The organism is Paenibacillus sp. FSL R10-2771, from assembly GCF_038000205.1.
Lineage (GTDB): Bacteria > Bacillota > Bacilli > Paenibacillales > Paenibacillaceae > Paenibacillus_AQ > Paenibacillus_AQ phytohabitans.
Window position 1 is genome coordinate 3,114,758 of record NZ_JBBOBM010000001.1, and the last position, 14,365, is coordinate 3,129,122.

At 48.1% G+C, this 14,365-nt stretch carries 13 protein-coding genes; 5 read left to right on the forward strand and 8 right to left on the reverse strand.

The window, feature by feature from the left end; translation table 11 throughout:
- Positions 1-46: 46 nt before the first annotated feature.
- The 3 genes from NSU14_RS13430 to ltrA all read left to right on the forward strand — a co-directional run bounded on the left by NSU14_RS13430 (position 47) and on the right by ltrA (position 3,983).
- Positions 47-730, forward strand: coding sequence for a Crp/Fnr family transcriptional regulator (locus tag NSU14_RS13430; RefSeq protein ID WP_076243123.1), 684 nt, complete (start codon positions 47-49; stop codon positions 728-730).
- Between the two features lie 281 nt (positions 731-1,011).
- Entirely contained in the window at positions 1,012-1,755 is a 744-nt protein-coding gene (locus NSU14_RS13435) for a suppressor of fused domain protein (protein WP_076243124.1), read from the forward strand.
- An 836-nt stretch (positions 1,756-2,591) separates the two neighbouring features.
- Complete coding sequence (gene ltrA / locus NSU14_RS13440; RefSeq protein ID WP_081969981.1) at positions 2,592-3,983, forward strand: group II intron reverse transcriptase/maturase; 1,392 nt, start codon at positions 2,592-2,594, stop codon at positions 3,981-3,983.
- Positions 3,984-4,083: 100 nt separating this feature from the next.
- On the opposite strand, the gene NSU14_RS13445 is transcribed toward ltrA, so the two are convergent.
- From NSU14_RS13445 to NSU14_RS13455, 3 genes are all read right to left on the reverse strand, one after another.
- Positions 4,084-4,815 carry an NADPH-dependent F420 reductase gene (locus NSU14_RS13445; protein ID WP_340945388.1) on the reverse strand — a complete coding sequence of 244 codons (732 nt, stop codon included), beginning with the start codon at positions 4,813-4,815 and terminating at the stop codon, positions 4,084-4,086.
- A 53-nt stretch (positions 4,816-4,868) separates the two neighbouring features.
- A complete protein-coding gene (locus NSU14_RS13450) occupies positions 4,869-5,294 on the reverse strand; it encodes a MarR family winged helix-turn-helix transcriptional regulator (protein ID WP_042137556.1) in 426 nt (141 codons plus the stop codon).
- 102 nt (positions 5,295-5,396) lie between these two features.
- Positions 5,397-6,365 (reverse strand): NAD(P)H-dependent flavin oxidoreductase, encoded by a 969-nt coding sequence (locus NSU14_RS13455; protein ID WP_340945392.1) that lies wholly within the window; start codon positions 6,363-6,365, stop codon positions 5,397-5,399.
- A gap of 217 nt (positions 6,366-6,582) precedes the next feature.
- On the opposite strand from NSU14_RS13455, the gene NSU14_RS13460 reads away from it, so the two are divergent.
- Entirely contained in the window at positions 6,583-6,951 is a 369-nt protein-coding gene (locus tag NSU14_RS13460) for a winged helix-turn-helix transcriptional regulator (protein ID WP_081970015.1), read from the forward strand.
- A gap of 159 nt (positions 6,952-7,110) precedes the next feature.
- Here the strand turns inward: NSU14_RS13460 and NSU14_RS13465 are convergent, their stop codons facing one another.
- Positions 7,111-8,049: an NADP-dependent oxidoreductase gene (locus tag NSU14_RS13465; RefSeq protein WP_052421888.1), complete on the reverse strand. Its 939-nt coding sequence runs from the start codon at positions 8,047-8,049 to the stop codon at positions 7,111-7,113.
- Positions 8,050-8,094: 45 nt separating this feature from the next.
- Positions 8,095-8,562 carry a MarR family winged helix-turn-helix transcriptional regulator gene (locus NSU14_RS13470; protein ID WP_042137550.1) on the reverse strand — a complete coding sequence of 156 codons (468 nt, stop codon included), beginning with the start codon at positions 8,560-8,562 and terminating at the stop codon, positions 8,095-8,097.
- Positions 8,563-8,844: 282 nt separating this feature from the next.
- On the opposite strand from NSU14_RS13470, the gene NSU14_RS13475 reads away from it, so the two are divergent.
- Positions 8,845-11,121 (forward strand): hypothetical protein, encoded by a 2,277-nt coding sequence (locus NSU14_RS13475; RefSeq protein WP_052421887.1) that lies wholly within the window; start codon positions 8,845-8,847, stop codon positions 11,119-11,121.
- Between the two features lie 218 nt (positions 11,122-11,339).
- Here NSU14_RS13475 and NSU14_RS13480 read toward each other — a convergent pair whose 3' ends face one another.
- The 3 genes from NSU14_RS13480 to NSU14_RS13490 are packed head-to-tail and all read right to left on the reverse strand — an operon-like array spanning position 11,340 to position 14,289.
- A complete protein-coding gene (locus NSU14_RS13480; protein ID WP_042137548.1) occupies positions 11,340-12,497 on the reverse strand; it encodes a glycoside hydrolase family 172 protein in 1,158 nt (385 codons plus the stop codon).
- A 26-nt stretch (positions 12,498-12,523) separates the two neighbouring features.
- Positions 12,524-13,357 (reverse strand): carbohydrate ABC transporter permease, encoded by an 834-nt coding sequence (locus tag NSU14_RS13485; protein ID WP_042137546.1) that lies wholly within the window; start codon positions 13,355-13,357, stop codon positions 12,524-12,526.
- Positions 13,354-14,289 (reverse strand): carbohydrate ABC transporter permease, encoded by a 936-nt coding sequence (locus tag NSU14_RS13490; protein WP_042137545.1) that lies wholly within the window; start codon positions 14,287-14,289, stop codon positions 13,354-13,356. The genes NSU14_RS13485 and NSU14_RS13490 overlap by 4 nt, the downstream gene beginning before the upstream one ends.
- Between the last annotated feature and the right edge of the window lie 76 nt (positions 14,290-14,365).

Sequence of the window (14,365 nt, forward strand, 5' to 3'; positions counted from 1 at the left end):
ACAGTAAAAAGAAAAAATATGTTGCACATGCAACGAGGAGCCTCTCATGAACAACTTAGATTCCCTATGTCAATCACGTTTATTTTCAGGGATTTCCCCAAGTGATATTCCCCAAATGCTTAAATGTCTTTCAGCCACACGGAAAGAATATGCAAAAGATGAGATGGTTGTCCGTGAGGGCGATTTAGTGGATGATGTCGGCATCATATTGCAGGGTAGCGCTCAAAGTACGAAATTGAGCGTCACGGGAAAAAAAATTATTGTATCCCTCCATTATCCGGGTGGATATACCGCAGTTTTAACAGCGGCTAGCCGTGGAAGAAGATGCCCTATGTCAGTACAGGCAATAGAACCACTTGAAGTTCTGTTTATTCCTATCCAAAGCATATTGAGCCGTTGTACGAAGTTGTGTATGGCACACGAACAATTACTTGGCAATCTTTTTGATAGTATCGCAGAACGAGCGTTAGAACTGCATGACCGAAATGATTGTCTGATTATGCCTACTATTCGGGATAAGGTCTTAACATATTTAACAAGAGTTATGCGTGAAACTGGAACAGAAACTTTTACTATTCCTTTTGATAGAGAAGCGATGGCCGAGTATTTAGATGTAGATAGAAGTGCTTTATCCAGAGAGCTTGCATGGATGAAGCGGGACGGCTTGATTGACTTTTATAGAAACGAATTTAAGCTATTGCAAAAAGCAGTAGAAAAAGATTTTCACTAACCGGCAAGCAAAGGAGATTCATCGGCCGCATAAGCCTGCAGTTGTGGACCTAAAGACCTCCCGTTCACGCGCAATCGAGATTTACGGCCTCCTGCTCAAGTGCAAATATCCCATTTTTGCATGTATATCCCTGGTTATTCGAATCGATAGACCCATCGCTCCGGGGCTATCCTTTTGTTATACTTCCAAGTGAGGTTTCAAACCATCTAGAATCAGGAATTTAATCGCAGCATCCTTCATTTCGCATTTAATACAAAACCCGCACAGAGGAGCACAAAGACATGAACTTTTTCAAAAAACTGTTTGGCGGCAATGAAATGAGCAAATCGGAAGACGGTACCACAATTTATGGCTATGACGCTCCGGATGAGCGGCAGGTTACGCCTCCCTCCGAAATTTTGTACATGGAACAATTAAACGAACATTTTAATAAAGTCTTTCCAAACCGAGAAACCGGCGTGTTCCATGAACTGATTTCAGACATCGTACATATTGATGTGAACATTATGGAAGCTACACCTGATGAGCCATACCGAGTGCTGTACACCAATGGGATGAGCGATCTGCCGATGACACTCCCACAGGAGATCCGTAAAGAGTACAAGCATCTTGAACGCGCGGAGCTGATGATGTTTTTGCCGGCGGACTGGCCGCTTACGCAGAAGGATTTTGAAGAGGAGGAGAACTACTGGCCGATCCGGCTGATGAAGATGCTTGCCCGGTTCCCGCATATGTATCAGACGTGGCTTGGATACGGCCATACCATCCCCAATACGGAGGATTACGAGCCATATACGCCTAACACTGAGCTGTCCGGCGCGATCCTGTTTGCTCTGCCGGAAGAGGTTAGCACAGTCCATACGAAAGATGGCAATCAGGTTCAGGTTTATTTCCTGGTTCCGCTATACCGGGAGGAAATGGAATTCAAACTGGAGTCAGGTATGGATGAACTGGTTGCCAAGCTGTCCGAGCTTCCCGGTGATTTCCTCGTTCTGAATCCGAATAGACCCAATGCTTGTAAATAACTGCCTGGATTAACGGATTTGAAAGTATCAGAGCAGTCACGGCGGTAAAATTGGACTTCCGGCAATGCTCTGTTCATTAGAAACCGCCCCTTTTCGATTTCCGTTACTCAGTGACTGAAAAGTATCTCTCCTCTAAAGATATTCGACTTCTACCCTAGCTCACTAACTCCTTTGATCAGCTCTTCTACGCGTTTGGCTTAGTTTAAGATGATTATCTAATCGGCAATAGGACCAAGTTCTTGTCTTGAGAAAAGGACAAGAACTTGGTCCGTTAAAAGAGAAAACCCACGCTGGGCGCGGATTCTAATGGGATTATGTTCTTGTCCATCGACACCACCACAGATAGTTCAAAGAAATTTAATGATCGACAAAGCCCCTGTTCTGCCATAAAAAAAACAACTCACCAGGAGTTGTTTTTTTATATTCGTACGCCCAGCATGGGCGTCATCTTTAGGGTGAAAGTCCCGAACGGGGGCTGGCGAGCGCCTACCGTTAGCCAAGGGCAAGGGTGTCCACCGTGAGGTGGAATCTGAAGGAAGCCGGAGGCAAAAGCACGGGCCAAGGTACACGAACTGGATTTGAGGCTGTGTCAGTCGGATGAGTCACCTAAACATGACGAAATCCAAAGCCGCCAAGGGCTGGCGCGGTATACTCCAGTGGTCGCGGGCAGACAGATGACGTTCTTATCTGGGGAGACCTGTCAGATAAGCAAGAAAAAAAACTTGTAACCGTAGCTGAGAGGCTGCGCTGAACTGGCAGGAGTCAGCAGAAGCCATAGTACGTAAGCTGTTGCAACAATTTACGGAAGGGCTGAACCGAAAGGAGAGAGGAAAGCGATGCGTTCGCATGAAGAGCAACGACAGCAGAATATCTCGCAAGGGAGCTTGCGGCAAAGAGAAGCGGTGAAGCCGTCAGGGTATGCCGGAGCGCCGAGTTCTTCGTCGGCACAAGTCGTCCCTTCCTCTCGCGAAGACCAGAACAACTTGCTGGAGCAAATGCTCAAAGGAGATAACCTTCGACTCGCTTACAAACGAGTGGTGCAAAATGGAGGAGCGCCCGGTGTGGACGGTGTAACGGTAGCGAATCTACAAGTTTACCTGAATACGCACTGGGCATCGGTGAAAACTGAACTTCTGACGGGAACTTACAGACCTGCGCCAGTCAAACGGGTGGAAATCCCCAAACCTGGAGGCGGTGTACGGCAGCTAGGCATCCCGACTGTGATGGACCGTTTCCTCCAGCAAGCACTTTTACAAGTCATGAACCCGATCTTTGACGCACAATTCTCGTGGTACAGCTACGGCTTTCGGCCGGGGAAGAGCGCGCATGACGCCGTTAAACAAGCCCAAAGATATATCCAAGGCGGCCTCAGATGGGTCGTGGATTTGGATCTGGAGAAATTCTTTGACAAGGTAAACCACGACATGCTAATGGCAAGAGTGGCGCGGAAAGTGGAGGACAAAAGAGTGCTGACGCTAATCCGTGCTTACTTAAACGCCGGAGTTATGGTGGATGGAAAATGGGAGCGTAGCCGGGAGGGAACGCCACAAGGCGGTCCGCTTAGTCCGCTTCTAGCAAACATTCTATTGGATGATCTGGACAAGGAACTGACCGGGCGAGGTTTGCGATTCGTACGCTACGCGGACGACTGTAATATCTTTGTGGCGAGTAAACGAGCAGGCGAGCGTGTCATGGAATCGGTAAGTCGGTTTGTAGAAGGAAAGCTAAAACTGAAAGTAAACGGGGAGAAAAGTGCGGTAGCGAGACCTTGGCACCGAAAGTTCTTAGGATTCAGTTTCCTGAGCCAGAAACAGGCAACGATTCGGATTGCTCCGAAGAGTCTCGCAGCTTTTAAAGGGAGAATTCGAGAGCTAACGAAACGTACCTGGTCCATTTCCATGGAAGAAAGGATTTACCGACTGAACCGCTATCTGATGGGTTGGCTCGGTTATTTCCGTCTAGCCTCGGCGAAGACACACTTCCAAACACTGGACCAGTGGATTCGGAGGAGACTTCGAATGTGTCTGTGGAAACAGTGGAAACGAGTACGTACACGAATCCGCGAGCTTCGAGCACTCGGGGTTCCAAAGTGGGCTTGTTTTAAGATGGCCAACTCGCGGCGAGGCGCGTGGGAAATGTCCCGGAACACGAATAACGCCCTTCCGACTTCCTATTGGGAAGCAAAAGGGCTGAAGAGTTTACTTTCACGCTATCTGGAACTTTGTTAACCTTTTGGAACCGCCGTATGCGGACCCGCATGTACGGTGGTGTGAGAGGACGGGGGCTTGCCGCCCCCTCCTACTCGATATTAGATACTCGAAATTTAACTTAGGAGTTATATATCTCTCTATTCAAGTTCACAATTTCTTGGTGCGAATATCCTACAGTAGCTGCCGTTAGCTTCTCTATCACTTTATCGCGTAGGAATGGGGCTTTTTCTTTATTTGCTTTTTTTAATGCTTCGGTTAGTTCTTCTTTGGTAAGTTCTGTGCAGTACGCAGGGGTTCCTGGCTGTTGTCGCCACGAATCACTTAAGGCTCCGCTATCTACAGAGTCGAAGCCGAGCTCATTGACTACGTTCATGGTTATTTGTTTATGCGACTGGTTATCACCGGCAATCACTATGGCAAGTCGTCCACTGGTACCTTCGGGAGCTCCTTTATATTCCAACGTATATGCTAATAAATTGTTAAAAGCTTTAGTGATAGGTCTCCCTAACTGATTGGATACCCAAACACTTTCAACCAACCCATTCTCAATTTCTGCAATTTTATTGTCTCTACCCGGATAATAATTTGAAGTGTCAATAACGACTACTTCCTCCCCAACTTTATCTACAATGCTGCGAATGCTTGGCAGTGCGTGGAAAGGGATCGATATGACTAGAACAGCAATGTTTGTTATTACTTCATCTACACTCACTGGTGTACCCGCAAGTTCTTTTCCTTCTAGCCGTTCTATCCCGCGAGCATCTGCAATTTTGACATCATGTCCATTCTCAATTAATTTTTTGGAGATATTCGACGCGATGGGTCCTGCACCTATAATTCCAAATCTCATTTTCATTTCTCCCTATATATTAGTTAGCATGATAAATATGAGCAAGAGAGAACTTAGAATAAGTTACTCTCCATCTCCTTCAAAAGCCGCCTTAACAGTAAGCGCTCTTCGGGTAAAATTGATTTCAGTAATTTCTCTTGCTGCTGCTTCCACTTGACTTCAATCGGTTGTTCTAACTCTTTTCCCTTATCTGTTAAAAAAATGCGCATAACCCTTGCATCTTGTTCATCACGCTTGCGGTATATGAATCCGTTTTGCTCCAGTGACTTAACCATATTGGTAACCGTAGGCGGCTCACATTTCAGATGTTCGCTTATTTGCATTTGTGTAATCCCATCTCCTAACCACAAGCGATACAGCAAATTATCCTGGCCAACATAAAGGTTAAGTTCTCTTAGAGATTCGCTGTAATCCCGGCGCATTTGGGAAGAAATCCGGTCTAACGACTGACGGATATCACAATCCACTGTATCATTCATAGTTTACCCTCAACTTGTAAAGTATATTTAGCGAACTAACTATAACATGGAGAAATTGAGGTGTCCACCGGTGAGATGAGCTATAACAGGACGGCCTTCATTTTACTTAATACCAGCTGCCAACTCATCAACCACTTCTTGTACCGTTTGGATCTTAGTGATTTGCGTAATTCCAGTACCCACAGTGATAATACCCCCTTCGCCGATACCTTCAAGCATACCGATACGGATTACACTAGAGCTACCCCCTACCTTAGCAATTTCTTCACGAGATGCGCCCTGGTTATCCATAGCCACCAATTTTTCAGCAAACGGTGTAGGCAACGAACGGTAGTAAGCAGGTAAAGTACGGTACAACAACAAATCTGCTGCAGATGAATCCACTATCTTTTGCTTTACTGATTGTGCTGCGGGGTTTTCAACAGTAGGAATAAAACGGCTTCCTAAAAAGACACCTTCTGCCCCCAATTCAAAGGCGCTGGCAACACCGCGAGCATCACCGATTCCACCAGCAGCGATAACTGGAATATCAAGCACATCAACGATTATAGGCGTTATTGTAAACGTACCGATAATACTTGTCGGCAATGTTCCACCCTCATCAAACCCGGTAGCAACATAAACATCAACACCCATAGCTTGAGCAGACTTTGCATCTTCGATCGTTGGAGTTAAAGGACGGTAAACAATCTTAATGCCTGCTTCCTTTAATGGGGTAATGATCTTTTCAGTTAACGTTCCTTCAACACCATTAAGAAGAATAACTTGCACACCTTCTTCAATGACAACTTCCAAAATGGGCCAAGTGAACTTCATATCAGCATCAGTAATTAAAGTTGTACCAAATGGTTTATCCGTCAGTTCCTTTGTCTTCCGGATCTCACGGCGCATACGTTCCGCGGTTTCCTCCGGTGAGGTTGTTATTGTCGTTTGGCCGGCATTAGGACCAAGAATCCCTAACCCTCCCGCATTACTCACGGCAGCAACAAATTCAGCATTCGTAATCCAACTCATTGGTCCTTGTAAAATGGGTTTTTCAATTCCAAGAATCTCTGCTACACGATTGTTCATTAATATTGTCCTCTCTTTAGCACCCTATAGTCGCAATACTGTACAGCTTAATTGGTCTCCTCTACGGGTTGTGCTACAATAATCATTAGCTTGCTAATAATATTTGTATCCGTTAGCAGCCTTGGTAATATCATACGTCCATATGTTTCATTTGCGAAGAAGGCAATTTAAATGAACGTAGTACATATTTTTGTACTTTTAGACTGGGAGCGATATCATGCGGGTATGTAATGAAGGATTTGAAAAAGAGTTTATTGATGAAAAAAGAGATATGTATGCAATAGCCTTTACGCAAAATGTACTTTCGGGGCGATGGAAATATTTCATTATCTGGTATCTGGAAGGGGAAAGACGCCGGTTTACCGAGATCAAAAAATTCCTGGGAGGCTTGTCGCAAGGCTCGCTCACCAAGCAGCTCAAGGAGCTCGAGGACGACGGAATTATTCTGCGCGATGTGTATCCTGAAGTTCCGCCACGGGTCGAATATTCGCTGACAGAGAAAGGAAACAAGCTGTTGCCTGTCCTAAAGAAGATGGAGGAATTCGGTAAAGAATATGGGGAGAAGCCTGAATTAGATGAAGGATAAGGGTAAAGGTAAAGGCTCCCCCCTATTCAGCCAGCACATAAAATCGCGCAATCCAAACCAAAAACCTCCAAGATTATCTCCCTTTCTTACGACTGGACAGGGTTCCATTCTCTTGAAGGTGTGTTGATCTGCATCATAATTAGGACCGGCCGGGGTTTGTTAGATGGAGCTGATTTTCAGCAAAATTCTTCCACGTCCATGTCTGGCTTCGCTCTTCTCCAGTGCTTGATCCGCTTGGCTTAACGGGAATATGGAATCAATCTCCGCTTTAATCATACCTTCGGCAATTAATCTCGTTAGATGCTGCAAGTCTTCCCGGTTAGGGAATTTGGTATTGAACTTAGCTGTAACGCCATATTTTTCAGCGTTTTCTTGGGAGGGATCTTGAGTTAAAGAAACCAGGATTCCGTCTTTTTTTAGAACCGTCCAGGATCTCGATTCTGTCTCGCCGCCAACGGAATCAACCACCAGATCTACGTCCTTTGCGATATCTTCGAATTTTGTTGTGGTATAATCGATGACCTGATCAGCCCCCAACGATTTTACGAAGTCCACGTTAGAGGAAGAAGCCGTAGCGATCACGGTTGCCCCTTTCCATTTAGCCAACTGAACTGCAAACTGTCCAACACCCCCTGCTGCCGCATGGAGGAGAAGGGTTTGCCCTGACTGGAGCTCACCTTCAGTGAACAAGGCCTTCCAGGCGCTTTCTGCTCCTGCTTTGATCGTTGCAGCATCCTCAAAAGTGAGACTTTCCGGCATCGCCATTAATTCTTGTTCCTTCGCAACTCCATATTCTGCATAAGCGCCTTTGATGCCGCCAAAAACGCGGTCACCGGGCTTAAATTCCGTTATCATATGCCCCACCTCTTCGACAACTCCTGAAGCGTAGAAACCAGGGATGTAGGGAAAGGTTACAGGAAATACATTTTGAAGCCAACCCTTACGAATTTTAAAATCAAGCGGAATGACCGTAGCATACACGATGCGAACCAGGACTTCATCCGCTTGCGGTTGAGGGCGATCAATGGTGACTGCCTTCAAAACATTTGGATCCCCGTATTCGTTGACCAGAACAGCTTGCATAGATTTTTTCGACATATTTATCTCTCCTCCTATATAATCCATGGTTTGGTTTACTTTCATTTATTTTTCCAGATTTGCAGCTATTTTTTTGGCCAAAGCTGCAAACTGTACTTTTTCTTCAGCATTCAGATGTTCCGTTGTAATCTCCTCCAGCTTGCGCCAAGCCTGATCGACTCTGGTTTCTATATCACGCCCTTCTTGGGTGAGTGATACTATGGTTACCCGTTTATCCACTTCGGAACGGCTGCAGCTGACGAGACCCGCAGCTTCCAAACGGCGGACGGACTTCGCTATGGTAGAGTGATCAAGCCGCAACGATTTTGTGAGATCATTCTGAGATTGACTGTCCCGGTGCCATAATTGCATCAGCACCAGTTCCTGGCCCGGGTATAAGCCTGCTTCCCGAAGCAGTTGTCCCGCAATCCGGTGATGGGAACGAGCCAGACTGAAGATCGAGAAATTCACGGGGAAATGCGTGACTGCGCCGATTTCATCCTCAATGGTTTCGCTGTTGTCACTAGGCTTCAATAAAGTCATCTCCTTTTATGTGGTCGTCAACATATCTGTACACCTACAGTAACATTTAAATATGTTGCCGTCAACATAAATGAGCCGGACTCGGCACATTCTGTTGGATTTATCTCTTCCGTATTTATTTCGAGGTCATATTTATCAAATCCTCATCCTGTTGAAAGCGCTATAAATTCTCCTGAAATCCAAAGCTTCTCCTATAGTTTTCTTCCCAAGCTTCTTGAATAATAAAGAAAGGCACTGCAGGCCGCTACTTCACTAATGCAAAGGAGAATACCCATGCCGCATCCCTTCACCACTTTCAGTGAGGCCCTTTCTCAGCCCAGAAGCCTCTATTTCGGCGTTGTCTATCAGGACGGCAAGTATACGGCTAATGATCCGGTGAGCTTCTTCGGCCGCAAGCTGCCTGACCCAGAGTTAACTTTTGATACCGGGAACAATAAAACACTGGTGAACGTTCACATGAACGGCTCCATAAAAAATGTCACGGTGTATAGCGGCAGCTATTACAGTGATAATATTCCCGGCGTTTGGATGTGCAAGGATTTCAGGGAAGCCGGACCTTACGCCTACAAGGTGGAGCTCGGCGGGAAATACTATAATTTGGGCAGCGATGATCTGCCTTATGTCACTTCTCTGCTCGATAATCTGTTTCCGGTCACTGAATATCAGCTGGAAGCCGCCAAAGCCACTCTTCTCGTCTATGCTCCAACGTCGGCGGACGGCTCGAAACGGCTGCGCGGACTGGTCTACGGGCTGTTGCTGGAGAATCAATCCAGCCAGACCCTAACAGGTGAAGTTACGCTGCCTTCCGCCGACACCCTGCCGGACCAGTTATTCTCCGGTCCGGATTTCTGTGTACAGGTGCTCGGCCATCAGGCAGACAGTGATGGCATCGTGTCTGTTGTACTGGCCCCGGGTCAGACCTGCTGGGTGCCCGCTATCATCTATCCGGCTGGTGATCCCTGTCCACGGCTTGTCGATGAGAAAGGCACACTCTACTGGCTTAATGAAACCTGGGCCTATTTACGGGGCATCACCGGTCAGCTGAAAATGGACGAGGATCCGTTCGCGGCGGAGTTCTATGAACGAGCCCTTCTCCAGTGCATGGGCTCCCTTGCCATGGACAGCCAGGACACTCTTGCTGGTGCCAATTGGGGCACGTCACCCACAACACAGTTCACCTGGAACAAGGATATGTACTACTCCCTGCTTCCCTTTCACACAGCAGAGCCAGAGTTATTCCGGCAGGGAATGTTATGGTTCCTGAAGCATGGAGTTCGCCCGCCCGGTAACCGTTATGAAGGGGGAATTACCCACTCTCTCAGTAATTCCTTATCTTCTGTTGTCATGGCGGGTCTCTACTACCGGAGTACAGGTGACAAACAGCTGTTTCTGGACCATCCCGAGATTCACGAGTCGATCTGTAATCTCCTGGAGGAACTGCTGCTGACCCGTAAGGAAGATGAACCCTGGCTCTACCCTTCAGTATGGCTCTCCGATGCCTATTCACTGGGAGATTATCATACAGGCTCCAATGTGATTGCCTGGACCGCTCTTTATCATTATTCCCGGATTGTGGATGAGGTCTTCAGTGACACGGCGGGAGCAGAACGCTACCGGACCATTGCCGGAAGAATCCGGGAAGATTTGGAACAGCTGGCTACTGCCCAAGGCCCCTTCGGCCGTCAATATACAGAGGGAATCAGCAGGTACGGCAACAAGCTTACAAACAGCATAGAGAAATACAACGGTAAATATAAGGATTTCGGCATGCAGTTTATTTGGAATCTGGTTGAAGAGGGGCAAGTCAACCTGCTGCATCACGATGGTGAGGAATCAGATACCATTCTGATGCCGCTGTACGGGTACACTTCATATGACAATGAGACCTACAAGCATTACATGCAGTTCTCATTAAGCCCGCATAATCCAACATATAACCCTGAATCCAGGGGGATACAGTGGGGAGACCATTCTGCCTGTACCTTCCCCGGGTATATGAACGGCATGGGCATGATTACAGACTCCGCCTCACTGTCTGGTGAAGACGGGTATTTGACCCGGATACGCCAATTGACCGATGCCGACGGCTCGCTTTGGTGGTGGCCTTACAACAACGGAGCCGCTTATGGGGATGTAGTCCGTCACAATAACTGCGGGAAGTGCGGCTGGGCCTCCGGCGTTTATGCCGGGCTCTTTGTCTCCGACATTCTGGGTCTCGCTTATGATGCCCCTTCCCGGCAGCTGTCCTTCCGGCCCTTCAGTCCAAGCAGCTCTTTCACCTGGGATAAGGTCAAGCTGGGCAGCGGATATTTCAGTGTAGCCTACCGGAAAACTGATGATTCCGTGCAGGCAACGATCCTGAATCTTTGCCCAGTGACGATTACCGTAATTACCGAACTTCGGCATGACAATGCCGGTAAACTCATGGCTTCAGCAAGCAATGGACAAGATGAGCTTAATGTGCATGAAGAATTGCCGGCCCGTCCGGACTCACGTCTCTTCAAGCAGCTCCTTGATCCGGGATGTTCAATCACCTTCGCATTACGCTAAGCAAGGATTTCGATTACATGGTTTAACCGCATTAGTGCGATTTATGTAGGTGCTCGTACAGGCAGGAGAATCTTAAATCCTGCCTGTACGGGCTTTTTGTGTTATAGAACGAGGCCACGCCGGGCACATAAAACAAGAGCACATCTCCATCATCTGGAAACATGCTCTTATTTTATGAATATGAGAACCACGGATCAGTCCTGCGCCAATCCCCCGGATCAGAAAGTCTGGAAGAACTGCTTCGCGCTGTCCTTCTCAGGCAGCGGCAGCCGAAGGGCTACGGGCAGCATCTCCGGATAAGCTTTGTGAGGCTCACGCTGATACCAGTAGGCCACCGAAGAATAATCATTGGACTGGGAGTTTCCGTGACCATGTTCGATACTGAAGCGAAGGGACTCCCGGAAGATGACCGGATCGACAATATGGAAACGGTATTGCGTAATTTTGCCGGAGTAGTCATTGAACAGGATCGTATTGCTCTCCCTCCATGCGTCCCCGTTGCCGCGGATGGGCGCATACAGGGATATCCCGTGATACGGGCTGTCGTATTTACCGGACGGGTAGCCCCAGGCTGCACAGAAATAATCCTCCGTACCAGTGCCATGCAGACGGGGCGGCCACGGCTCGCCGTCGATGAAGAACATGTCATCCCCTTCTCCAGGCCAGCTGAAGCCCGGCATCGGATTCAGGTGATCAATGCTGAGATTGCAGCCGACATAATGCCCCTCTCCCACCGCATCCATAAGCACATAGTTGTCGTCACCCGTCAGATTCTTTAGCTCATATACTTTCTGGTCGGCATAATTGGCCTTATCCTGCGCGTCATGCTCCAGCTTCAACGCCGCAAGATCGACCGTCCCCTGTGTAGGATTCTCCCTCCGCCAGGAAGCATGGAAGTAGAAGCTGTCCTCTGGAATCTGCTTCTCCACATAGTCAACGTAGAAGTACAATACCAGCTCATCCTCGCATTCATTGATAATCTCAATGCGTGCGCTGCTGCGGAACGGCATCTCAAAAAAACAGTTCATCGCCGCCTTATCCTCAATGACATCCTGTGTTGTTATCATATTGAGCGGCATGGAGACATAGTGGCTGGCAACCCCATGACCTACGCCGAAGAAATCGCCTACCGGCGAATCTACACTAGGCTCTTCTTCTCCATCCCAAAACATACGCACCAGCACTTTGCGGAAAGCATATTTATTCCGGGCTGCGATCGTCATCCAGATATGCTGAATGATGCCCGATCCTTCAATCTCTGCGATCGCTGCCGTCTGGCCGGCTCCAATCACGATGAAATCCCGGTTGCCCCCGGTCTGATCCCAACTGGATAGTCTGCGGGACTGCCCTTCCTTGCGCTGATATAATGAATTCATCCTATTGTCTCACTCCTTCTGCAGGTTTAGGCTTTGATGCCTGTAAGTGTAATACCTTCGATAAAGTACCTCTGTCCGATAAAAAAGACGATAATCGCCGGAGCCAGCACTACAGTAGCTGCCGCCATCATCAAATGCCATTCCGCAGCGTACATGCCCTTGAATTGCTGCAGGCCAAGCGCCAGTGTATATTTGGACTCATCGTTCAAATAGACCAGCGGCCCCAGAAAGTCATTCCATGAAGCCAGAAAGGTAAACAGTCCTACAACGACCAGGGCGGGCCGTGTCAGAGGAATGATGATGGAGATGAAAATCCGCCCGTGGCTGGCACCGTCCACATAAGCCGCCTCGTCCAGATCACGGGGAATACTCAGATAGAACTGGCGCAGCAGGAAAATATTGAACGCCCCTCCACCGAACCAGGCCGGTGCAATCAGCGGAATGAACGAATTGGTTAATCCAAGCTTGCTCCAGCCGATGAAGGTCGGAATCAGCGTAACCGCATAGGGCAGCATCATACTGGATAACAGCAGGCCAAAGATAAGATCGCGTCCTCTCCAGGACATCCGTGCAAAGCTGTACGCGCTTATGGAGCATGTCACGAGGACACCCAGCATACTGAATATGACAATAATCGTTGTATTGATAAAATAACGTCCAAATGGCAGAATGGTCAGCGCCTCACTGAAATTGCTAAACCGGAAGGGGTTAGGTATCCATATGGGCGGCAGCTCAAAAATTTGCCCCATATCCATCAGGGAGCTGCGGATGAGCCAGATCAGCGGCAGCAGACTGAAGAGGCCCCCGGCTGAAAGCACCAAATACACGAATCCCTTCTCCATCCATGCTTTTGTCCTCATCGGGCTTCATCCCCCTCGTAATACACCCATTTTCTTGATGTCTTGAAAACCGTATAGGTCAACAGCATAATAATGATGAACAGCACCCAGGCAATGGCGCTTGCGCTTCCCATCCGCGAGAACTGAAAGGCTTCCCGGTACAGATAGAAGACATAGAACAAGCTGGCATTGTTGGGTCCGCCGTTAGTCATGACATAGGCTTGCGAGAACACCTGGAATCCATTAATGATCCCCATGATCAGGTTGAAAAAGATCGTCGGCGTCATCATGGGGATGGTAATATTCCGCAGCTTGTTCAGCTTGGAGCCCCCGTCTATCTCAATGGCTTCATACAGCGAGCGGGGAATATCCTGCAATCCGGCCAGGAAAATAATCATTGTCCCTCCCGTTGTCCACAGGTTCATTAGCGCCAGTGAGGGGACCACAGATTTCTCTCCAAAAATCCACTGGCTGCCGGGAAGGCCGATGGCGCGGAGCAGCTCGTTGGCCAGCCCCAAATCGGGATTCAGGAGCCATAGCCAAATGAACGAAATCGCGATGATCGGCACGATCGACGGCAGATAGAAGACGGTCCGGAAGATGGCTTTGCCTTTGATATTCCTGTTCAGCAGAATGGCCAGGAGAAAGGAATAAATAATACCGGTGGGCACACTAAGTACGACAAAATATAGGGTAACTCCGAGCGCCTTGTAGAAATACTGGTCTTCCCCGCTAAACATTCTGGTGTAATTATCCAGTCCGATAAAGGAGGGGGAATTGGACCCGGAATAGTCGGTGAAGCTCATATACAGGCTGTAGATCATGGGACCCAGCGTAAATATCACCAGCCCAAGAATGGCCGGCAAGGCAAACAAGATGCCATACAGCTCATTCCTATAGGAACTGCGCTTGGTCTTTGCACGGTTTACACTCAGGGAAGAGACGGGTTCCATACACATGTTTCCTCTCTTCGGGCATTGCCGGCAGCGGATGTGCCCCAAGAATCCGGCAGATCCGCCTTCCGGCAAG